Here is a 20,691-nt window from a genome sequence, read left to right as displayed (position 1 = left end):
GACCCGGCACGGCATCGGCGGGCATGGAGCGTCAGCGGAGAAGTCCGACGTCGGCGAGCGCGTGCCGGACGGTCGCAAGGAAGCGATCGGCGGGCAGCTCCAGCCCTTGCGCGTGGAAGGCCGCGAGCTGGGCCGCGATCGACGGCCACCGGGCGACGACATCCTCCATGGCCGCGCGGAGGCCGTCCGGGTCGTTCGGATCGATGAGACCGTGCGGGTAGGCGAGGCGGTCGAGTGCCGATGCCAAGGTGGAGCCATGCGGGACGAGCGCCGTCGCCCCGGCCTCGATCGCCTCGAAGAGGACGCCCGAGCCCGACACCGCGTAACGCCCTCGGTAGGGCAGCACTACGCAGTCGAGGGCCGCGACCGCATCGTCGTAAGCGGCGACGTCCAGGACGCCGGACAGGAGCGCGAGGCGTGGGTCGCCCCGCGCGCGCAGCGCCGCGAGCGCGTCGGAGGCTCCGTCGTCAAACTCGCCAAGCGCTTCGGGCGCCACCTGGACGAGGACGTCCGCGGCGAGCGGTCCGCGCGCCAGCAGGGCGCGGAACAGCGGGCCGAACCCGCGCTCGGCTCGGGTGGCGCCGACCATGCCGAACCTCGGCGTCGACTGGGGATCGCGCGGACGCCGGAGAGGGCGTAGCCGCGCCGCCGCAACGTAGGGGAACCGATGCACGTGGATGCCGGGCGCGGCGCGGGCGAGCCAGTCCACCCCAGCCTCCGTCTCCGCGTAAAGCACCATGCGCACGTCGCGGCGAGGGGCGAGCGACCGCGTCTTTGTAAGGAGCGACGCGCCGGGGGCAAGCCCGCGCGCCACGTGATCGGCCTCGATCATTCCGGCGACGACGACGCTGGGCGAACCAGCGTTGGTCGCGCACAGCCAGCTTGCGAGCCCGCCCAGCATCGTGTGCCGCAGCGAATGGATGAGAAGGATCGGCGGCCGCGACCGGCCATAGAGCGTGGTGAGGTCGTGCGCGAACGCTTCGTCGAGGGCGTCGTATTCAGCAGAGCCAAGGGCGTAGGCGGTGAAGACGTAGGGCTCCACGGTCATCGCCCGAGCAACCTCCATCCCCCCGAGGCTGGCCGCGGCCGCAGCATGGTGGACGACGACGACCGGCGGCATGCCGGTAAGCTCGGCGACGACGGACGCTGCGAAGCGCGTGGCGTTGATGTGATGCCCGGCGCCGTCGGTGTGTCCCGGATCGATGATCGCCGGACGCGAGCGCGGCACCCGGTCGGGTTCGCGTCCCGTCACCCGAGTCCACCACGCCACCGCGTCCGCCGGGCGCCCCGTCGCGGTGAGGCCGCGCGCCATCGTCGCGCCGCCGTGCGGGCCGGGATCGGTGTCGCGTAGGAGGCGATGCGCGCGGTCAAAGGCCTCGGCCGCCCGCGCGCTTAGCCCGGCGCGAAGGAGCGCGTTGCCGACGTCCGGCATCATCGTCGGCGCGATGGCGCCAAGGTCGAAGCCGTGCGCCAGCGCCCGTTCCTCGTCACGCCGCCCCAACCGGTGCGCGTAGTCCACGGCGAGGCAGCGCGCCCAAGCATCCTGCGGCACGTCGGCAAGGACGCGTCGCATGGCGGCGAGCGCGAGGTCGGCGCGCCCGGCCGCCTGAAGGGCCGTCGCGATGTGGTGCAGGTCGATGCGCACGGCGGACACCGTCGGGTCGGCCCGTCGCAGCGCAGCATCGACCCGTTCGCGAGGCATCGCGGGCGCCAGGGCGTGCGTGAGGAGGCGGCGCCGCACCAACCGATTGTGGAGGCGCGGGACGAAGTCGAGCGCGTCGTCGCTCAGCGCGGCGCCGTCCGCTGCGGCGGTGAAAGCTCCTGCAAGGGCCGCGATCAGCGAGGCTCCCTCGGCGAGGCGACGCAGCGTCGGCCTGAGGCGCGCGGCGAACGGCGTGCCGGTGAGGAGGTCGATGACGGCCTCGGGGTCGGCGCCGGTGGCAAGCACCGCCGAGGCGAGGGCTTCCGCACGGCGGACCTGGGTGGCAGCGTCCGGCGCGAGGGGCAGGAACGCGGCGATGGCGAGCGGATGCGCCGGCTCCTCCGCCGGATCGTGCGCGACGCCGGCCGCTGCGATGCCGTGGAGCCGCACGACCGCCGCTTCATCGCCCTGCTGACACGCCACCCTCGCTGCGAGGAGCGCGCTCCACCGGTCGAGGCCGACGCGCGCGTCGAGCGCGTCGACGATCTGCGACGCCTCTTGGGAGAGCCCCAGCGTCGAGAGTTGATCGGCGATGCGCAGAAGTGCACGCGGCGACGCGTCGGCCGAGCCGGAGGAAAGGGCGCCGACGAGCGCCGCAAGCGTCGTCGGCGTCACCATGAGGAGGAACGCCATGCGCGCGGAGGCGTCGCCCGCGGCGTACTCCAGGACCTGCCACGCAAGGGTTGCGGCGGCGGCCGGGCCGCCGGAGCGCTCGCACGCGCGCATCGCCGCGTCGAGGGTGGGCTCGAGCGCGCCCCAGTCCGCGCCCCGCAACGCACCGGGCACCAGTACGCGGGCGAACCGTTGCGGCTCGCCCACCGCAACGTGGCCCGCGACGACGGCGCGCTGCCAGGACGGCTCGCCGGGCTCGGCGGCGTGGAGCTCGCGCCACAGGAACAGCGCGGCGTCGTGGTCGCCGTGGCGCACCAGCGCCTCGGCAGCCGCGATCGCGACCTCGCGCGTCCCCCCCGTCATCGCACCGTCGAAGCTGCGCCGCCGCAGCGGCAGGTCGCCCGCCTCGCCCTGGCGCGGCGCGGCGAAGCGGCGGGTCGCAGCCCCGGTGGCCAGCAGGCGCGCCGCCAGCACGCCCCGTTGGCGTGCGAGCCGGTCCGCGCACCCCTCGATCAACAGCGCCCGGCCGGGCGTGGCGCTCGCAACGCGAGGTGGGCGTTCGTCAGCGACAGCCGCGCCATCGCCCGCCGCGTGATCGCGTCGACGACGGCGATCTCGGCGGCGAGCTCGCGGTCGAGGGTGGCCACCTCGTCCGCCGTCAGCTCGCGCCGGAAGCGCAGCGGCTCGCCGCGGTGGTACTCCATGATCCTCCCGTGCGGGTCCGACGCAAAGTGCGCGTTGACCTCTCGGGCCTGCCGCTCGAGGCCGAGGTGGCGCAGCAGCAGCCTCACCACGCGCGGCTGCGCGGCGGCGATCGCCTCGTGCGGGATGGTGAGGACGAACGGGTTGCCGACGATGGGCCCGAGGCGCCGCACCGCCCAGCGCTGGGCGTTGAGCGTCTCCGGCTGCGTCACCGTGCGCATCGCCTTGAAGTAGGGCCGCGGCTTGCCGTGCGCCGCGTCGCGTTGGCCGGTGTCCACCATCGACAGGGCGGTGTCGCGCGGGTCACGCACCGACGTGAACGCCCGCACCTGCTGCCGTGCTAGGAGCGGCATCAGCGCGGGATCGAGGTCGCCGTGCGTCTTGATGACGACGGTGAGCCGCGGAGGGATCCTGGCGCGCAGGCGGTCGATCAGCGCGCGGTCCACGGTCTGCTGGAAGTCGCGCCAGGGCTCGCCGAGCGCGTCCGACAGCGCCTGCCGGAGCTCGCGTTCGCCGAGCCGGTCCTGCAGCGAGGCGGCGCGCCGCGCCACCTGGAACAGGAACGTCGAGCCGGACTTGGGCTGGCCGTGGGCGAAGACGATGGGCATCGCGGACGGCTCCTTGCCAGCTGCTAGGAGCACAGGCAAGGAGCGCTAACCGACCCCCTCCGAGGACGCATGACCGACGACCTTATCTACCGCATCTTCATCGAGCTCGCCGTGCTGGAGGGCAAGCGCGACCCGTCGGGCCGCTGGACCATCTCCGACGCGGACGAGATGGCGCGCCTCCTCGAGCGCGCGTTCGCCATGGTCGAGCGGGCAAGCGCGGGGGCCGGACCAGCGCCGGGCTGAGCGCGGTCCTGTGCCCTGTTGTGCAGGGCGTTCGTTGCTGTACCAGTGAGGCGGTGTTCCGTGGAGGCCGTGTCCCGTGTCCGATCGTAAGCTGCGCAGCCGCCTCTGGTTCGACGATCCGTCGGACCCTTCGGCCACCGCACTGTACCTGGAGCGCTACCTGAACTACGGGCTGACGCAGGACGAGCTACAGTCGGGCAAGCCGATCGTCGGCATCGCGCAGACCGGCTCGGACCTGTCGCCGTGCAACCGGCCCCACCTGGAGCTTGCCAAGCGCGTGCGCGAGGGCATCCGCGAGGCCGGCGGCATCGCCATGGAGTTCCCGGTCCACCCGATCCAGGAGACCGGCAAGCGGCCCACCGCGGCGGTAGATCGCAACCTTGCCTACCTCGGGCTCGTCGAGATCCTGCACGGCTACCCGCTCGACGGCGTCGTGCTCACCATCGGCTGCGACAAGACGATGCCGGCCTGCCTGATGGCGGCAGCGACCGTCGACATCCCCGCGATCTGCCTGTCGGGCGGACCGATGCTGAACGGCTGGTACAAGGGCAAGCGGACCGGCGCCGGCACCATCGTGTGGGAGGCGCGTCGTCTGCTGGCGGCGGGCGAGATCGACTACCGCGGCTTCATCGAGCTCGTCGCCTCGGCCTCGCCTTCGCCCGGCTACTGCAACACGATGGGCACGGCGACGACGATGAACTCGCTTGCCGAGGCGCTCGGCATGAGCATCAACGGCTCGGCGGCGATCCCGGCGCCGCACAAGGAGCGCGCGTCGACCGCGTACCTCACGGGGCTGCGCATCGTTCAGATGGTCAACGAGGACTTGAAGCCCTCCGACATCCTGACGCGCAAGGCGTTCGAGAACGCCATCGTGGTGAACTCGGCGATCGGCGGCTCGTCCAACGCGCCGATCCACATCAACGCGATCGCCGCGCACGTCGGCGTCGACATCACCCTCGACGACTGGGAACGGCACGGGCTGGACGTTCCATTGCTCGTCAACCTCCAGCCTGCAGGCGAGTACCTCGGCGAGGACTACCACCACGCCGGCGGCGTCCCCGCGGTGGTCGCCGAGCTCATGCGCCACGGCAAGATCCACGAGGACGCGCTGACCTGCACCGGTCGCACGATCGGCGAGAACTGCCGCGACGTGCCGACCCTCGACGCCGACGTCATCCGCACCTTCGACACCGCGCTCATCCACTCGGCGGGCTTCAAGGTGATGCGCGGCAACCTGTTCGACGCCGCGGTGATGAAGCTGTCCGTCATCAGCCCAGAGTTCCGCGAGCGCTACCTGTCGAACCCCGACGACCCCGAGGCCTTCGAGGGTCGCGCCATCGTCTTCGACGGGCCCGAGCACTACCACGAGGCCATCGACGACCCCTCGCTTGAGATCGACGCGAGCTGCGTCCTGTTCATCCGCGGCACCGGGCCGATCGGCTACCCGGGCGGCGCCGAGGTGGTGAACATGCGCGCGCCGGACTACCTGCTGAAGCACGGGGTCAAGGAGCTCCCCTGCGTCGGCGACGGGCGGCAGTCCGGCACGTCGGGCTCGCCGTCGATCCTCAACGCGTCGCCGGAGGCCGCAGCCGGCGGCGGCCTCGCGCTCCTGCGCACCGACGACCGCGTGCGCATCGACCTCAGGCAAGGTCGGGCGGACATCCTGATCGGCGACGAGGAGCTCGCACTGCGCCGGGAGGAGCTCGCCTCGGAGGGTGGCTACAAGGTGCCGGAGAGCCAGACGCCGTGGCAGGAGCTGCAGCGCTCGTGCGTCGACCAGCTCGCCCAGGGCATGGTGCTGAAGCCCGCGGTGAAGTACCGGCGGATCGCGCGCAGCTTCATCCCGCGCCACAGCCATTAGGCGGATCGCGGTCGACTGGGGGACCACGCGGCTGAGGGCCGCGCTCATCGAGGACGGCCGCATCGTCGCACGCCAGGAGCGCGCGGACGGACTGTCGCGCATCGCCGGCGGCGACTTCGAGGGCGTGCTGGCCGCGGCCGTCGGGGGCTGGCTGGCCGAGGAGCCGACGCCGATCCGCATGTGCGGCATGGTCGGCGCACGCCACGGCTGGGTGGAGGCACCCTACGTCGACCTGCCGGCGCGGGTTGAGGACATCGCGCGGAGCGTGGTGAAGGTGGACACCGCGCTCGGCGACGTCGCCATCGTCCCAGGAATTGCGATGCGCGGCGACGGCGAACGATGGGCCGATGTTATGCGCGGTGAGGAGACGCAGGTGTTCGGGGCGCTGGGCGCCATCGGCCGGTCCGAGGGCACGTTCGTGCTGCCCGGGACCCACGCCAAGTGGGTTACGGTCGAGGGCGGCGCGATCACCCGCTTCCGGACCTTCATGACGGGCGACATCTACGCCGCGCTGCGCGACCACACGATCCTGTCCGCAACGATGGGGGATGGGTCCGATCCGGACGGCTTCATGCGAGGCGTCTTCGCGGCCCGCGAGCTCAACGCCGCCGGCGACTTGTTGGCGCGGCTGTTCTCGCTGCGCGCCGAGGCGCTGATGGGACGGCTGTCGGACGCCGCGGCACCCAGCCTCCTGTCCGGCCTCCTCATCGGAGCGGAGGTGCTCTCGGCGGCACGCGAAGTCGGCGAGGTCGTCCTCGTCGGCGGGGCGGACCTCGTGCGGCGCTACGCCGAGGCCCTCAGCGCGATGGACGTCGCGACGATCGAGGCGCCGCAGGACTGCGCGATGCTGGGCCTCTCCATCATCGGCGACCACGCCTGACGGGGGAAGCCATGCCACCTTCCATCGGCTGCGATCGCCGCGTGCGTCGTCGCTGAACGTTGACGGCGCACCGAGCCCGCGGCATTGACCGCAGCACAGCCGCGGAGCTCTGCCATGACGCTCGACGACGCCCTCGCCGCGCTGCCCATCGTCGCCGTGCTGCGCGGCATGCCGCCCGGCGAGGCAGAGGGCGTCGGCGGCGCGCTGGCGGACGCCGGCATCCCCATCATGGAGGTGCCGCTCAACTCGCCCGACCCGTTCGCGTCGATCCGCATCCAGGCGGACCGCTTCGGCGGACGCGCCATCGTCGGCGCCGGTACCGTGCTGCACGCCGAGGACGTGGCGCGGGTCGCCGACGCGGGAGGCACGCTCGTCGTGTCGCCGAACCTCGACGAGGAGGTGGTGCGCGCCACCAAGCGCTGCGGGCTCATCTCGGTCCCCGGCGTGTTCACCCCGTCCGAGGCGTTCCGCGCCCTCGACGCCGGGGCCGACGCGCTCAAGTTGTTCCCTGGCGACGCGATGAGCCCGAAGGTCGTCCGCGCACTGCGCGCGGTCCTGCCGTCCGGCACGAAGCTCGTCGTCACCGGCGGCGTCGACGCCGACAACCTTGCGGACTGGATGGCCGGCGGCGCCGACGGCGTCGGCATCGGCTCGGCGCTCTACAAGCCCGGCAAGTCGCTCGACGCCGTCGCCGCCGACGCGCGCCGCTTCGCCGAGGCCGCGCGGTCCGCGATGGCGCCGCCGCTGCGCGCCGCCGCCGGCTGATGGACGTCCTCACCCTCGGCGAGCCGCTCATCGAGCTGAACCGGCAGTCCGACGGGCGCTGGCTCGAGGGCTTCGGCGGGGACACCTCCAACGTGGCGGTCGCAGCGGCGCGCCAGGGCGCCGAGGCCGGCGTGATCGCCTCCATCGGCACGGACGCGTTCGGCGACTCCCTGATGGCGTTGTGGGAGCGTGAGGGCGTGTCGACGGTGTGCGTCTCGCGCCGAGCCGATGCGCCGACCGGGCTCTACTTCGTCCGTCACGGCGCCGCGGGACACGAGTTCTCGTACCGCCGCGCCGGCTCGGCGGCGAGCCTCATGCGGCCGCAGGACCTGCCCGCCGACGCGATCCGCGGCGCGAAGGTCCTCCACCTGTCGGGGATCAGCCAGGCGATCTCCGCGGACGCCGCCGACGCCTGCTTCGCCGCGATGGCGATCGCGCGCGAGGCCGGCGTCACGGTCTCCTACGACACGAACTATCGCGCGCGCCTGTGGCCGCTCGAGCGGGCCCGGGCCGTCATCCATGAGGCGGCGCGGCACGCCGACATCCTGCTGCCGGGCCTCGACGACGCGCGCGTGCTGTCGGGCCTCACCGACCCGCGCGAGATCCTGGAGCACTACGCACGCCTCGGCCCCAAGATCATCGCGCTGACGCTCGGTGGCGACGGGGCGATGGTGTGGCGTGACGGCGAGGTCACGACCCTCCCGGCACACCCCACCACCGTGGTCGACGCGTCCGGAGCCGGGGACTGCTTCGACGGCGTGTTCCTCGCCCGTTGGCTGGCGACGCGCGACGTCGCGACCGCAGCGACCGCGGCCAACCGTGCGGCGGCGCTCTCCGTGCGCGGCTATGGGGCGATCGCGCCGATCCCGACGGCCGCCGAGGTCGACGCGGCGCTCGCCGAGGAGGCCGCATGACCGCGCCGGTCCTGCGTTGCCACGACGGCGCGCCGGCGAGCCGGCTCGGGGGCGCCGCATGATTCCGCCGCGGTTCGCCCCGGTGCTGTTCGGCCTCCTGCTGTCCGGGCTGATGTCGCTCATCGTGGCGGGCATCGCGACGGTGCGCGCGGTGGGGCTTCCGGCGGACATCCTCACGCTGTGGGCGTCGGCGTGGGTCTCGTCTTGGGCGGTGGCCTTCCCCACCGTCCTCGTGGTTGCGCCGCTGGTGCGCCGCCTCGTCGTGGCGCTGACGCGGAGCGCTGCATGAGCGGGGGGTCGGCGCGGCGCACGATCTGGGCCGGGGACGGCGGCGTCGCCATCATCGACCAGACGCGGCTGCCGCACGACTTCGCGATGCGCCACCTTTCCACCGTCGATGACGTCGCCGAGGCCATCGCCGTCATGCGCGTGCGGGGCGCACCGCTGATCGGTGCGACGGCGGCGTACGGCATGGCGATCGCGGCGAGCGCCGACCCGTCCGACGCCGCCCTCGAGATCGCTTGCGCCCAGCTCTTCGCGACGCGGCCGACCGCCGTGAACCTCGGCTGGGCGCTGCAGCGCATGATGGGCGTGCTCGCGGACCTGCCGCCACCTCGGCGCGGTGAGACCGCCTGGGCCGAGGCGGAGGCGATCGCCGCGGAGGACGTCGCGCTGAACGGCGCCATCGGCGAGCACGGCCTCGCGCTCATCGAGGCGTCGCACGCCGAGCGCCCGGGCCGGCCGGTCAACGTCCTCACCCACTGCAACGCCGGCTGGCTCGCCACCGTCGGCTGGGGCACCGCCACGGCGCCGATCTACAAGGCCCACGCAGCGGGCGTCCCCGTCCACGTGTGGGTCGACGAGACGCGGCCGCGCAACCAGGGCGCGTCGCTAACGGCCTGGGAGCTCGCTGAGGCCGGCGTGCCGCACACCTTGATCGCGGACAACGCCGGCGGCCACCTGATGCGACGGGGCGCCGTCGACCTCTGCCTCGTCGGCACCGATCGGACTGCCGCCAACGGCGACGTCTGCAACAAGATCGGCACCTACCTGAAGGCCCTCGCCGCACGCGACAACGGCGTGCCGTTCTACGTCGCGCTGCCCTCGCCGACGCTTGACCTGTCGCTCGCGTCGGGCGACGAGGTGCCCATCGAGGAACGCGCTGCGCAGGAGGTGACCGACGTCACCGGGCGCACCTCCGACGGCCGGATCGAGACCGTCCGGCTGGTCGGCGCAGGGACGGCTGCCGCCAACCCCGCCTTCGACGTGACGCCCGCCCACCTCGTGACTGCGCTCGTCACCGAGCGCGGCATCGTCGCGCCCGACGCGCTCGTGCGGACCTTCGGAGGAACGCGTTGAGCCTCTACCGCGGCTCCGTCCTGGCGCTCGGCGCGACGCTGTTCGCGGTGCTGGCGGGGACGATCGTGTTCGGCGAGGCGCAGCGCGAGCGCTACTCGCTGCCCCTCAACTGCGCGCCGGGCGAGGATTGCTTCGTCCAAAAGTACGTGGACGTCGACGCCGACGAGGGCATTGCCGACCACATGTGCGGTCGCATGACGAGCCCCGAGCACACGGGCACCGACTTCCGCATCCCGCCCGGCGCCAGCGCCGACGTCCTCGCGGTCGCCGACGGCACGGTCCGCCGCGTGCGCGACGGGCAGGCGGACCGCACGTTCGTCGGCCCGCTCGCCGTGCCCGATGGCGTGGGCTGCGGCAACGGCCTCGCCATCGAGCACGCCGACGGCACCGAGTCGCTGTACTGCCACCTCGAGCGCGGCTCCCTCCGCGTCGCCCAGGGGGACACGGTCGCGCGCGGCGATCCGGTGGGACACGTCGGTGCGTCGGGGCTGACCGAGTTCCGCCACGTCCACCTTGCGCTGCGTCGCGACGGCCGCGACATCGACCCGTTCACCGGCCATGCGCGCGGGCGCGCCGCTTGCGACGTGCCGGGCTCAGCGCTGTGGACCGACGAGGCGGCAGAGGCCCTCGCTGCAGCCGAGGGTCCCCACGTCCTCGCCCTCGGCTTCCACGACCGGCCGGTGACGATCCCAGCCATCGAGGACGCCGCGACGGTCGGCTCCGTCACCGCCCGCTCTGACGCGCTCGTCGCTTGGGGGCTCGCCATCGCGGTGGAGGCGGGCGACGTCCTGTCCCTCACCGCCGACGGGCCAGGGCTGTCCGTCGACGAGACCCACCTCGTGGACCGGCCGCAGGCGCAGACCATGCGATTTGTCGGGCGCAGGATGCGCGAGGGCGTCCCACTTGGTACCTACCGAGTGGCGTTGTCGGTGTCACGCAACGGAGAGGTCATGGCCTCGCGCGATGCCACGCTGACGATCAGGTAGCAGGGTGGCCGCGCGCGTGCGCGAGCGGCATGGTCGTGCGCTTTGGCAGGCGAGCAGCCCGTCGAGCCGCTGAGCCGGAACAGACGAACGGCGCACGGCGACGCCGGCTCCGGTTCGAGGGACGGGCTCGAACACGACCCGTCCCGCCTGATCGTCATCGAGGAGGCCGGCGTCAACGCGAAGGTTGTCCATCTCCCACGGACGCGCGCCGCGTGACGACGGGTGCCGTGCCGACGTCCCGGACCGGCACGGAACGACGACCCTCAGTGCCGCCATCGGCGTCGACCGGCGGGTCGCCCCTCGTCCTCGATGGCGCGATGGGTGCCGACGCCTTCCGCGCCCGCATCCTCGTTCCCGTACGTCGCCCCGGCGACCTGCTCATGATGAATAACCTAGGGACTGGCCAGGCTGTGGCGTTCGCAGTGCGATCGAGGCCGCCGGCGCGAGGCACCCGTTCCTTTCACCATGCTCGCCGAAGGTCGACCCGGTCTAGGGGGCCTCCGCCGACCTGACGGCGCTCCCGTGCAAGGCCGCAGTTGGCCTCGGCATGACCTTTGGGCCGCAATCTGCGAGTCCTCCGCCGCCTCCGCACCCGAAGCGCCGCAGCTCTTTGCCGCTGAGGCGACGACTGCGGGCAATTCGGCCCCCAGGCACGATGGGCGCACCGCGGCTCGCCGCAAGGTTGGTCCGTGTCTTACGCAGGTTGCTGGCCCGGCCGACGACTCCGAGGCTGACGCAGCAAGGTCGCGCGCGGCGCCTGCCAGCGATCTTGCGATCGGTGACGCGCCCCGGGCCAGGCCTTCCCCCAGCTCTAAGGCGTTTAATCCCGGGTTTTGCTGGTGCAGTCCTCTCATCGGAATGGAAGGATGCGTTGTGGACCGGGTTCTCCACGGGAGCGCCACGACGACAGAAGCGGTCCGTCGAGCAAGACAAGTTAGTCAAGAGAGCTGAGGGCCCTCGCGAGGCGCTACGGGATCAACCAGAAGACCGTGGCCGAATGGAAGGAGCGCTCGTCGGTGAGCGACCTGCCGACGGGACCGGAAGAGCTAAGGTCAACGGTCCTGTCCGATGAGGACGAGGCGATCATCGTCGCCCTCCGTCGCCACACCGTGCTGCCGCTCCTCGACTGCCCCTACGCTCTCCAGCCGACGATGCCACATCTCACCCGCGCATCCCTTCACCGCTGCCTGCAGCGCCACGGGATATTCCGACTGCCTGATGACGATGGCGACAAACCTGGCAAGAGGAAACTCAAAGCCTAGCCGATCGGCTTCCCCATCGACATCGCCGAAGTGTGCACCGCCGAGGGAAAGCTCCAGCTTCTGGTGGCGATCGACCGGACGTCGAAGTTCGCCTTCGCCCAGCTCGTGGAGAAGGCCAGCCGCGTCACCGCATCGGCCTTCCTCGTCGCTCTCGTCGAAGCGGTGCCGTATGAGATCCACACCGTGCTCACCGACAACGGCATCCGGTTCCGCTATCCACCGCGCCATGCGAACGGCCCGACTGCTCGATCCATGACACACATCGCCATGCGGTCAGGTCGAACGGATGAACCGCACGATCAAGGACGCCACCGTCAAACGCTTCCCCTGCGACGGCCACGAGCAGCTCCGGCGACACCTCGCCGACTTCATCGCCGTCTACGACTACGGCGCCGACCCAAGACCCTCAAGGGACTTACGCCCTACGAAGACATCTGCAGACGGTGGACAGACGAACCCCAACGCTTCACCACCAGCCCGCTCCAGCCAATGCCGGGATCAGACACCTAGAGCAAGCCGTCGCGCGGCACTTGGGTGAGTGAGGCCGCGTCGAGGCGCGCGCGCACGGCGGCAAGGATCTCGGCGAACATCGCGGCGTCGAGCACGCCCGTGTTCACGTTGTAGCGCGAGGGGTGGTAGCTGTCGGCGACCGCGACGCCGCTGGCGAGCTCGTGGGTCGCGCCGTGCCGGAACGGGTGGTGAGCCAGCCGGCCTCCGAGCGCGCGCACCACCGCGTCGTGGGCGATGCGTCCGAGGGCGAGAACGACGCGCAGTTCGGCCATCGCCGCGATGGTGGCGGTCAGGAAGACCGAGCAGTTGCGGATCTCGGCTCCGGTCGGCTTGTTCTGCGGCGGCACGCAGCGCACCGCGTTGGTCACCGCTGCGTCGATGAGGACGAGCCCGTCGTCGGGGCGAGCGTCGAAGGCGCCGTTGGCGAACCCGACGGCGCTCAGGGTTTCGTAGAGCAGCGTGCCCGCGTAGTCGCCGGTGAACGGGCGGCCGGTGCGGTTGGCGCCGGCCCGGCCAGGCGCGAGGCCGACAACGAGGAGCCGCGCCGACGCCGCACCGAAGGTCGGTACGGGCGCGTTGTGCCACGTGGGCTCATCGCGGCGCTGGAGGTCGCGGAACGCGACCAGGCGCGGGCACAGCGGGCAGTCGCGGTCGGGATCGGACCGCATGGGCCTCGCCTCCCAGGGCCGGTCGCCGAATCGTCAGGCGTTGGAGGGCAGCACGCGCTCCTCGCTCGGCCGGTCCCGCTCGGCGCGCTCGATGCGTTCGGCGCGGTCAGGCCGCGGGGTCCTCTCGGACGGGTCGCGACCGATCTCGGCCTGCAGCTCCGCGAGCTCGATGAAGTGATCGGACTGGCGCCGCAGGTCGTCCGCGATCATCGGCGGCTGCGTCTGCAGCGTGGAGACCACGCTCACCTTCTTGCCCTTACGCTGCAGCGCCTCCGCAAGGCGCCGGAAGTCGCCGTCGCCGGAGAACAGGACGATGTGATCCACCTGATCGGACACCTCCATGGCGTCGATCACGAGCTCGATGTCCATGTTGCCCTTCACCTTGCGCCGCCCGTTCTGATCGTAGAACTCCTTGAGCGGCTTGGTGACGACGGAGTAGCCGTTGTAGTCCAGCCAGTCGATGAGCGGGCGGAGCGTCGAGAACTCCTGATCCTCGGCGAGCGCCGTGTAGTAGTACGCGCGCAGGAGGTAGCCCTTGCGGCCAAACACTGCGAGTAGCCGCTTGTAGTCGATGTCAAATCCTAGCGAGCGGGCGGCGCTGTAGAGGTTCGCACCGTCGATGAATAGGGCAATCTTCTCGCGCGGATCGAACATTAGCTGACTTTCTACTCACGACGACGTCACGGGCGACCCGCAAGATGGGACGCTTCACCAGGGACGCCAGGGGGTGGGCTCGCAGCGCTTCCGCTCACGCCGACCGTCTGAGGACCGGTCGCACGGCGATGCGCTTGCGTCGCATCCCCCTGCTTGGTATCGCCAACGCTTCTTGTCAACAACATTCAGGGGATCGCCATGGCCCGCGTCACGGTGGAGGACTGCGTCGACAAGGTCGACAACCGCTTCGAGCTGGTGCTCCTCGCGAGCCATCGCGCGCGCGTAATCTCGTCGGGGTCGCCCATCATGGTGGACCGCGACAATGACAAGAATCCTGTCGTCGCGCTCCGCGAGATCGCCGATCAGCGCCTGGATCCGGAGGACCTCAAGGAGGAGCTCATCCACTCGCTGCAGAAGAACGTCGAGGTCGACGAGCCGGAGGCGCAGGTCCCAGCGGTCTCCCAGCAATCGTCCTCATCTTCCCACGACGACGGCATCGACCAGACGTTCAACTCCATGTCCGAGGAGGAGCTTCTGCGGGCCATGGAGACCCTGGTCCCGCCGGAGCGCACCGAGGAGGTCTGACGCCCACCATCGACCTTTAGGCTCGTCGCCCATGTCCGCCTCGCCGTCTCCCGCATCGAGCGCCCCGGTGCAGGACGAGGCGATCGTTGGAGCGCTCCGTCCCGAGACCCATTTGAGGCCCGTGGGATCCCGGGATGGTTCGCAGCGACCGATGATGCGCCAGTACGAGCTCGTCGAGGAGGTCGCCACGTACAACCCGCGCGTGGACGAGGCGCTGCTCAACCGCGCCTACGTCTACTCGATGACCAAGCATGGCGGTCAGAAGCGCGCCTCGGGCGACCCCTACTTCTCCCACCCCCTCGAGGTCGCTGCGATCCTCACCAAGATGCGGCTCGACGACGCGACCATCGCGACGGCGCTGCTGCATGACACCATCGAGGATACCGACGCGACGCGCGCCGAGATCGATGCGCTGTTCGGTCCACAGATCGGCAAGCTCGTGGAGGGGCTCACCAAGATCGGTCGGCTCCCCCTCGTCAGTCAGGAGGACAAGCAGGGCGAGAACCTGAGGAAGCTCCTCCTCGCCATCGCCGACGACGTGCGCGTGCTGCTCGTCAAGCTCGCCGACCGGCTGCACAACATGCGCACGCTGTACTGGGTGCCGGTGGACAAGCGCCGCCGCATCGCCGAGGAGACCATGGACGTCTACGCCCCGCTGGCGGGCAAGATGGGCATCCACTGGATGCGCGAGGAGCTGGAGCACCTCGCCTTCGGCGTGCTCTACCCTGACGACGCCGGCGTCATCGAGCGCCGCCTCGCCGAGCGCCGCGCCACCGTCGGTCCCATCCTCGCCGAGATCGAGACCGAGCTCTCCGAGCGCCTTGCCGAAAGCGGGATCGCGGCGCTGGTGACGGGGCGCGAGAAGAAGCCGTACTCGATCTTCACGAAGATGAAGCGCAAGCTCATCAACTTCGAGCACCTGTCCGACATCTACGGCTTCCGCATCGTCGTCGACAGCCCGGCGCAATGCTACGCAGCGCTCGGCGTGATCCACACGATCTGGCAGTCCGTGCCCGGCCGCTTCAAGGACCACATCTCGACGCCCAAGCAGAACGGCTACCGCTCCATCCACACGACCGTCGTGGGTCCGCGCAAGCAGCGCATCGAGCTGCAGATCCGCACCCGCGAGATGCACCGGGTCGCCGAGTACGGCATCGCCGCGCACGTCCTCTACAAGGACCACATGTCGCGCGGCGCGCTGGAGCTCGCCCGCGACAGCGAGGCGTATGCTTGGCTGCGGCAGACCATCGAGCTGTTGTCGGACGGTGGCTCCTCGGCTGAGTTCCTGGAGCACACCAAGCTCGAGCTTTTCCAGGACCGGGTGTACTGCTTTACCCCGCGCGGCAAGCTGATCGCGCTGCCGCCCGGCGCAACGCCGATCGACTTCGCCTACGCGGTGCACACCGACATCGGCAACACGTGCAACGGCTGTCGCATCAACGGCCATCCGCGGCCGTTGGTGACCCCGCTGCAGTCCGGCGACGAGGTGGAGATCCTGTGCAAGGCAGGAGCCCAGCCGCCGTCGGCGTGGCACACGCTCGCCGTCACCGGAAAGGCGCGGGCGGCGATCCGGCGGGCGAACCGGGAGACCGACCGGCGCAAGTTCGTGCGCCTCGGCCAGCAGCTCATCGACAACGAGGCTGCACGGCGCCAGCTGCGGGAGGCGCCGTCGCTGGCGCTCGCGGCCGAGCGGCTCGGCGAGGCGGACGCCGAGGCGCTCGCCCACGCCGTGGGACGCGGCACGATCTCCGCCGGCGAGGTCATGTCCGCCCTGGGTCTCGAGCGTGCGGAGGCGCAAGCCGCGGTCAACGGCTTCGCGGTGCCGATCCGCGGCCTCGGTACCGATCTGCCGGTCAAGTTCGCGCCCAAGCACAGCGCGATCCCCGGCGACAAGATCGTCGGCATCCTGTCGCCGGGCGAGGGGGTCACGATCTATCCCGCGAGCGCCGGTGAGGTACTTGCCAAGGTCGATCCCCAGCGCTGGCTCGATGTCTCCTGGGACGCCTCGGCGACGGAGGGAGCGCTCTACCCGGCGGCGGTGCGCGTCGTCGCGGCGAACCAGGCCGGCGCGCTCGCCGACATCGCGGGCGCCATCGCCGCCGAGGGCGCCAACATCGACGACCTCGCGATGACCCATAGCACCGCGCAGTACCGCGAGATGAGCCTGCACGTCGAGGTTCGGGATCGCACGCACCTGTCACGCGTTCTCGACAGGCTGCGCGGGCTGCGCACCGTCGCGGAGGCCGTACGCGTCACCCACTAAGCATCGCGCCGCGGCTCGCTGAGCGACGGGCTGCTGCAATGGAGGAGCCATGCTGTTCGCCCGCCGAGGGCGGCCGTCCGCGCGCGAGCGGATGCGCGTCGCGCTGTGGCCGCGTCGCTCGTTCGGTCGCTCGTTGGCCTACTGCCGGCACCGCGTGCTGCGGCTGGAAGCGTCTCCGCACGCCATCGCAGCGGGCGTCGCAGCTGGGGCGTTCGCGTCCTGCACGCCGCTCATCGGCTTCCACTTCATCCTGTCGTTCGTACTTGCCTGGGTCATCGGTGGCTCGCTCATCGCCGCCGCGTTCGGGACGGCGATCGGCAACCCGCTGACGTTCCCGTTCATCTGGGTCACGTCCTTCCAGCTCGGCGAGCTCATCCTCGGCCCTTCGCCGGCGGCGGCCTCGCCGCTCAACCTAGAGCTGTCGTTCGACCTCATCACCAGCTCCTTCGCGACGCTGTGGCCGACCCTGAAGCCGATGTTCGTGGGTGGGACGCTGATCGGGATCGTCGTCGGCGGCGGGCTCTACGTCACGGTGCGCTCGACGGTGCTCATGTCGCGCTCGCTGCGGGCGGCAAGGCTCGCAGCCTCCGCGCAGCGCCGTCGCGCCGCTGGCCTCGCCGACGTCGACCGGTAAGGCTCGCGACCCGGCCGATGAAGCACCGTCGGGATTGCTTCGTTGCCTGGCGGACGACGAACCACTATGTCGAGGATCCACGGCTCGCTCGCCGGTCGGGTCGGCGCGACCTCCCGGGCGGCGGGGCGGCGTGCTGGGACGCGCATGTGGGTTCAGGTACGCCGCCGAAGGAGTCCAGATGAGCGTGGCGAAGGACAAGGCGTCCCAAGGCGAGGGCGGGCTCATCGAGCTCATCAAGGTCATCGTACAGGCGCTCCTCATCGCCCTGGTGATCCGGACCTTCCTGTTCCAGCCGTTCAACATTCCCTCAGCCTCGATGGAGGAGTCTCTTCTCGTCGGAGACTACTTGTTCGTCTCCAAGTACTCCTACGGTTACTCGCGCTACTCCTTCCCGTTCGGGCTGGTGCCGCTGCCGGGACGCGTGTTCGGCTCCGAGCCGGAGCGCGGGGACATCGCCGTGTTCAAGCTGCCCAAGGACAACGCGACGGACTACATCAAACGCGTCGTCGGCCTGCCGGGAGATCGGATCCAAGTCCGCGATGGCGTCCTCTTCATCAACGATGCTGGGGTCGAGCGGGTCCCGCTCCCCGATCTCGTTGAGGTCGCCCCGAACGGCCGGGAGATCCGCTACGAGCGCTTCGAGGAGACGCTGCCCAACGGCGTCGCCTACGAGGTGCTGAACGCTGACAACAATTCACTGTTCGACAACACCCAGGTCTACACCGTCCCCGACGGGCACTACTTCATGATGGGCGACAACCGCGACAACTCCACGGACAGTCGCAGCCAATCGCTCGTCGGGATGGTTCCGTTCGAGAACTTCGTCGGTCGCGCCGAAGTCATCTTCTTCTCCATCGAGGAGGCGCCGATCTGGCAGATCTGGAACTGGCCCTGGGCGGTGCGGTGGGACCGGATCTTCACCGCACTTTGACGCGGCAGCGCAGCTCGGCGCGTGCGCCGGACGGGGCGTTGGACGCGCTCGAGGGGAAGCTCGGTCACACGTTTGCCGATCGCTCGCTCCTCGACGAGGCCCTGCACCATGCAAGTGCGTCCGAGGGCACCCGACGGCGCAGCAACCAGCGGCTTGAGTTCGTCGGCGACCGCGTCCTCGGACTCGCGATCGCCACCGAGCTGTTTCGCCGCGACCCCGAGGCCGAGGAGGGTGTGCTCGCCCGCAGGCTGAACGCGCTGGTGCGTCGGGAGGCGTGCGCGGACCGCGCCCTCGCGCTCGGCATCGACGACGCGCTCAGGCTCGGGGCGTCGGAGGCCCAGGCCGGCGGGCGCCGCAAGGTCGCGATCCTCGCCGACGCCTGCGAGGCCGTGCTCGCCGCCGTCCACCTCGATGCCGGCTTTGCGGCGGCCGAGGGCGTGATCCTGCGGGTGTGGCAACCCCTCCTTGCTGCCGACCCCGACCGCGATCCCAAGACCGCGCTGCAGGAGCGCCTGCAGGCGGCGGGGGAAACGCCACCCACGTACCTTCTCGTCGACCGCACCGGTCCGGACCACGCGCCGCGCTTCAGGATCGAGGTCGTCGGCGCGACGGGCGTCCTCGCAGCCGGCGAGGGCCGATCCAAGCGCGCGGCCGAGCAGCGCGCCGCGGAGGCCGCGCTCAAGGCGCTGGCGCCGGTAGAGCGCGCATGAGCGCCGACGTCGAGGCGGGCGCGCCGGTCGCGCCGGAGGCGCAGCGCTGCGGCTACGTCGCGCTGATCGGCGCACCCAACGCGGGCAAGTCGACGCTGGTGAACGCCCTCGTCGGCGCCAAGGTCTCCATCGTCACCCACAAGGTGCAGACGACGCGCGCCGTCGTGCGCGGCATCGTCATGGCGGGCGACGCGCAGGTCATCCTCGTCGACACCCCGGGCATCTTCGCACCCCGTCGCAGGCTCGACCGTGCCATGGTGCGGACAGCGTGGATGCACGCCGCCGACGCGGACCGCGTCTGCCTGCTCCTCGACGCTCGGCGCGGCATCGACGAGGCGAACGCCGCGATCTTGGAGGAGCTGACCCTCGTCCGCCTTCCCAAGACGCTCGTGCTGACGAAGATCGACCTCGTCGAGCCGCCTCGGCTCCTCGCCCTCACCAAGAAGGCCAACGAGGCGACGGTGTTCGGCGACACGTTCATGCTCTCGGCGCTGAACGGCGACGGTGTGGCAGACCTGTCCCGCCACCTCGCGGCGAGCGTGCCGAAGGGGCCCTGGCTCTACCCCGCCGACCAGATCTCCGACGTGCCCATGCGTCAGCTCGCCGCCGAGATCACCCGCGAGCAGCTCACCCTGCGCCTGCACGACGAGCTGCCCTACTCGGCGACGGTGGAGACCGAGACTTGGAAGGGCCTGCGCGACGGCTCGGCGCGCATCGAGCAGGCGATCTTCGTGGAGCGCGAGGGGCAGAAGAAGATCGTGCTGGGCGAGAAGGGGCGCACCGTCCGCGCCATCTCCATGGCCGCCCGCGAGGAGATCGCGAAGATGGTGGGCGCTCCGGTCCACCTCTTCCTGTTCGTCAAGGTCCGCCCACGCTGGACCGACGATCCTGAGCGGTACCGCGAGATGGGGCTCGACTACCTGCGGTGAGTGCCGCCGGCGGCACGAAGGATCCTCGATGGAGTGGCGCGACGAGGCCCTGATCCTTTCGGCGCGACCGCTCGGCGAGAACGCCAAGATCGTCGGCGTGCTGACGCCGCGCGAGGGTCGCGCAGCGGGGCTCGTGCGTGGCGCGCGCTCCAAGGCGATGCGTGCGCTCGTCCAGCCCGGCAACCGCGTGCAGGCGACGTGGCGCGCGCGCCTCGACGATCAGCTCGGTACGCTGGCGCTGGAGATGATCGAGGCGCGCGCCGGGCTCATCATGGAGACGCCCTGGGGCGCGTTCGGCATCGCCGCGATGGCGGCGCTCCTCGAGTTCCTGCCCGAGCGTGACCCGCACCCGCGGCTCTACGCGGCGGCCAACGCTTTGATCGCGGCGTTCGCGCTGCCGGCCGCGGCTGGGGAGGCGGGGGTGCGCTTTGAGCTCATCCTGCTCGACGAGTTCGGCTTCGGCCTCGACCTCACCCGCTGCGCGGCCACGGGTGCGTCCGACGACCTCGCCTACGTCTCTCCGCGTACCGGCCGTGCCGTCGGCCGCGGGCCCGGCGCGCCCTACGCCGACCGCCTGTTGAGGCTGCCCGACTTCCTCAAACGCGACGTGCCGGTGGATGCGGGGAGCCTAGCAGACGGGTACCGGCTCACCGGGCACTTCCTTGCCACCCACGTCGCGGGCCTCGCCAACAAGCCGTTGCCGCCGGCGAGGGAGCGCTTCGTGCGCGCGGTCCTGCGCGCGTTGGCGCGCCATGCCGACGGACCTCCCATCCCTGCGTGACGTTGCCTCTGGGAGCGTTGCAGGCGCGGACGACCCTTGTTTCGAGGAAGCCAGCGCAGTCGTGCCCTGACGTCATCCCGAAAGCGGGGGAGCGATGTGCCGCAGTGCGGGCTCGGGAGCACCGTCGAAGGC

Annotated in this window: 19 protein-coding genes and 1 pseudogene; 16 read left to right on the top strand and 4 right to left on the bottom strand. The window is 71.1% G+C overall.

Going from position 1 to position 20,691, the window contains the following annotated elements:
* Positions 1 to 31: 31 nt before the first annotated feature.
* Both ACOOE8_RS01090 and ACOOE8_RS01085 read right to left on the bottom strand, forming a co-directional pair.
* Positions 32 to 2,788: a hypothetical protein gene (locus ACOOE8_RS01090; RefSeq protein ID WP_420393071.1), complete on the bottom strand. Its 2,757-nt coding sequence runs from the start codon at positions 2,786 to 2,788 to the stop codon at positions 32 to 34.
* A 38-nt stretch (positions 2,789 to 2,826) separates the two neighbouring features.
* A complete protein-coding gene (locus ACOOE8_RS01085; protein ID WP_420393070.1) occupies positions 2,827 to 3,624 on the bottom strand; it encodes a hypothetical protein in 798 nt (265 codons plus the stop codon).
* 69 nt (positions 3,625 to 3,693) lie between these two features.
* Between ACOOE8_RS01085 and ACOOE8_RS01080 the strand changes: the two genes are divergently transcribed.
* The 9 genes and pseudogenes from ACOOE8_RS01080 (at position 3,694) to ACOOE8_RS01040 (ending at position 12,404) form a co-directional block, all read left to right on the top strand.
* Positions 3,694 to 3,867 (top strand): hypothetical protein, encoded by a 174-nt coding sequence (locus ACOOE8_RS01080; protein ID WP_420393069.1) that lies wholly within the window; start codon positions 3,694 to 3,696, stop codon positions 3,865 to 3,867.
* Positions 3,868 to 3,943: 76 nt separating this feature from the next.
* Positions 3,944 to 5,728: an IlvD/Edd family dehydratase gene (locus ACOOE8_RS01075; protein ID WP_420393068.1), complete on the top strand. Its 1,785-nt coding sequence runs from the start codon at positions 3,944 to 3,946 to the stop codon at positions 5,726 to 5,728.
* Complete coding sequence (locus tag ACOOE8_RS01070) at positions 5,724 to 6,608, top strand: 2-dehydro-3-deoxygalactonokinase (RefSeq protein WP_420394586.1); 885 nt, start codon at positions 5,724 to 5,726, stop codon at positions 6,606 to 6,608. Before ACOOE8_RS01075 ends, ACOOE8_RS01070 begins: the two co-directional genes overlap by 5 nt.
* A gap of 114 nt (positions 6,609 to 6,722) precedes the next feature.
* A complete protein-coding gene (locus ACOOE8_RS01065; protein WP_420393067.1) occupies positions 6,723 to 7,373 on the top strand; it encodes a 2-dehydro-3-deoxy-6-phosphogalactonate aldolase in 651 nt (216 codons plus the stop codon).
* Positions 7,373 to 8,287, top strand: coding sequence for a sugar kinase (locus tag ACOOE8_RS01060; protein WP_420393066.1), 915 nt, complete (start codon positions 7,373 to 7,375; stop codon positions 8,285 to 8,287). Before ACOOE8_RS01065 ends, ACOOE8_RS01060 begins: the two co-directional genes overlap by 1 nt.
* Positions 8,288 to 8,345: 58 nt before the next feature.
* Positions 8,346 to 8,576, top strand: a complete 231-nt coding sequence (locus tag ACOOE8_RS01055) for a DUF2798 domain-containing protein (RefSeq protein ID WP_420393065.1) — start codon at positions 8,346 to 8,348, stop codon at positions 8,574 to 8,576.
* Positions 8,573 to 9,646 carry an S-methyl-5-thioribose-1-phosphate isomerase gene (gene mtnA, locus ACOOE8_RS01050; protein WP_420393064.1) on the top strand — a complete coding sequence of 358 codons (1,074 nt, stop codon included), beginning with the start codon at positions 8,573 to 8,575 and terminating at the stop codon, positions 9,644 to 9,646. The genes ACOOE8_RS01055 and mtnA overlap by 4 nt, the downstream gene beginning before the upstream one ends.
* Complete coding sequence (locus ACOOE8_RS01045) at positions 9,643 to 10,632, top strand: M23 family metallopeptidase (RefSeq protein WP_420393063.1); 990 nt, start codon at positions 9,643 to 9,645, stop codon at positions 10,630 to 10,632. The genes mtnA and ACOOE8_RS01045 overlap by 4 nt, the downstream gene beginning before the upstream one ends.
* An 873-nt stretch (positions 10,633 to 11,505) precedes the next feature.
* Positions 11,506 to 12,404 (top strand): annotated as a pseudogene (locus tag ACOOE8_RS01040) (IS481 family transposase).
* On the opposite strand, the gene ACOOE8_RS01035 reads toward ACOOE8_RS01040, so the two are convergent.
* Positions 12,401 to 13,072 (bottom strand): uracil-DNA glycosylase, encoded by a 672-nt coding sequence (locus tag ACOOE8_RS01035; RefSeq protein WP_420393062.1) that lies wholly within the window; start codon positions 13,070 to 13,072, stop codon positions 12,401 to 12,403. The pseudogene ACOOE8_RS01040 and the gene ACOOE8_RS01035 sit on opposite strands and share 4 nt — an antisense overlap.
* 33 nt (positions 13,073 to 13,105) lie before the next feature.
* A complete protein-coding gene (locus tag ACOOE8_RS01030; protein ID WP_420393061.1) occupies positions 13,106 to 13,726 on the bottom strand; it encodes an NYN domain-containing protein in 621 nt (206 codons plus the stop codon).
* Between the two features lie 198 nt (positions 13,727 to 13,924).
* Here ACOOE8_RS01030 and rpoZ point away from each other — a divergent pair, with 198 nt between their 5' ends.
* The 7 genes from rpoZ to recO all read left to right on the top strand — a co-directional run bounded on the left by rpoZ (position 13,925) and on the right by recO (position 20,559).
* On the top strand, positions 13,925 to 14,311 hold the full coding sequence (rpoZ, locus tag ACOOE8_RS01025; protein ID WP_420393060.1) for a DNA-directed RNA polymerase subunit omega: 387 nt from the start codon (positions 13,925 to 13,927) through the stop codon (positions 14,309 to 14,311).
* A 151-nt stretch (positions 14,312 to 14,462) separates the two neighbouring features.
* Positions 14,463 to 16,574, top strand: a complete 2,112-nt coding sequence (locus tag ACOOE8_RS01020; protein ID WP_420393059.1) for a RelA/SpoT family protein — start codon at positions 14,463 to 14,465, stop codon at positions 16,572 to 16,574.
* Positions 16,575 to 16,623: 49 nt separating this feature from the next.
* Complete coding sequence (locus ACOOE8_RS01015) at positions 16,624 to 17,208, top strand: DUF2062 domain-containing protein (protein WP_420393058.1); 585 nt, start codon at positions 16,624 to 16,626, stop codon at positions 17,206 to 17,208.
* 178 nt (positions 17,209 to 17,386) lie between these two features.
* Positions 17,387 to 18,139, top strand: a complete 753-nt coding sequence (gene lepB / locus ACOOE8_RS01010) for a signal peptidase I (protein WP_420393057.1) — start codon at positions 17,387 to 17,389, stop codon at positions 18,137 to 18,139.
* A gap of 38 nt (positions 18,140 to 18,177) precedes the next feature.
* Positions 18,178 to 18,849, top strand: coding sequence for a ribonuclease III (gene rnc / locus ACOOE8_RS01005; protein WP_420393056.1), 672 nt, complete (start codon positions 18,178 to 18,180; stop codon positions 18,847 to 18,849).
* Positions 18,846 to 19,778 carry a GTPase Era gene (era, locus tag ACOOE8_RS01000; protein WP_420393055.1) on the top strand — a complete coding sequence of 311 codons (933 nt, stop codon included), beginning with the start codon at positions 18,846 to 18,848 and terminating at the stop codon, positions 19,776 to 19,778. The genes rnc and era overlap by 4 nt, the downstream gene beginning before the upstream one ends.
* A gap of 28 nt (positions 19,779 to 19,806) precedes the next feature.
* On the top strand, positions 19,807 to 20,559 hold the full coding sequence (recO, locus tag ACOOE8_RS00995) for a DNA repair protein RecO (RefSeq protein ID WP_420393054.1): 753 nt from the start codon (positions 19,807 to 19,809) through the stop codon (positions 20,557 to 20,559).
* Positions 20,560 to 20,691 lie beyond the last annotated feature (132 nt).

The organism is Acuticoccus sp. (genome assembly GCF_965213555.1).
Lineage (GTDB): Bacteria > Pseudomonadota > Alphaproteobacteria > Rhizobiales > Amorphaceae > Acuticoccus.
This window is presented reverse-complemented; position numbering and strand designations above follow the sequence as displayed.